Genomic DNA, 1,011 nt, shown 5'->3' on the forward strand with positions numbered 1-1,011 from the left:
ACGGCTTCCAAAGGGCTGCGGGATGATGACGAAGAGGCACCTACGACAGAGGCGCTTGAGGATCCGGATCTGCTTTCCGGAGTCATCGATGCACCCCCTCGACTTGCGATGGAAATGGCAGATCTCATCCGCTTCAAGACGTCGACACTGACCGAGATCGGCTACCGTAGGAACGGCGTCTGGAATGAGGAGACCGCCAGCCAGAAAATCGAGCACCTCGGACTGATGTTTGGAGCACTTGCGGCATCCCCGAACGGCGTTGTCAAAGGTCGAGGCGTGCCGCTCAGCCAACTCACCTTCGGTCTCCTGATCTTCCCCGGTGTGTGGGACTGGTATCTGCAGTGGCGCGAGCGCCGGCGCGGCTTCTTCACCAAGTGGGAGGAAGACATGCTGATGGTGGCCATGTCCCTCACCCGCGCTGAAGTCGGCTGGATTCGCCAGCACCCCGAGCTGTTACGCAACGTGAGGCCGGTCGACGGACTGGTCACCACAGAGGAGATCGCGGCTGCGCAGAGAGATTGGCACGGCGCATGTGAGGATTTTCACCGCCATGCCGCCAATCGATCGAAAGAAATCCAGCGGGTTATGCGTGTGCATCGCGATCCGTTCGAGCCGATCATGTGCGTACTGGAGGCAGACAGTCCGCTTGCTGAATATCGAAAGATCACCGAGGAGATCTTGAAGCGGATGCCGGATGAGGATCGCTACCCGAGAGCAGCCGCCGAAGCTGTCCGGTCTTTTCTGATGCTGCGGCTGGGCTTGCATCTCGGCCTCAGGCAGAAGAACCTTCGGCAATTGCTGTTCTGCCCCCGCGGACAATTCCCGACAGCAGAACGTCGGCTTGAAGACATGAAGCGCGGTGAACTGCGCTGGAGTGAGCGGGAGCGCGGCTGGGAGGTCTTCATCCCGTCCAACGCATTCAAGAACTCCAGCTCATCCTTCTTCGGGCAGAAGCCGTTTCGCCTGGTGCTGCCGGATCTGCTTGATCTCTACACCTATCTCAACGCCTAC

At 59.5% G+C, this 1,011-nt stretch carries 1 pseudogene; it reads left to right on the plus strand.

Going from position 1 to position 1,011, the window contains the following annotated elements:
• Positions 1-1,011 (plus strand): annotated as a pseudogene (locus FN060_RS12875) (hypothetical protein); the annotation flags it as partial.

This window comes from Pseudorhizobium halotolerans (genome assembly GCF_902153235.2).
Lineage (GTDB): Bacteria > Pseudomonadota > Alphaproteobacteria > Rhizobiales > Rhizobiaceae > Neorhizobium > Neorhizobium flavum.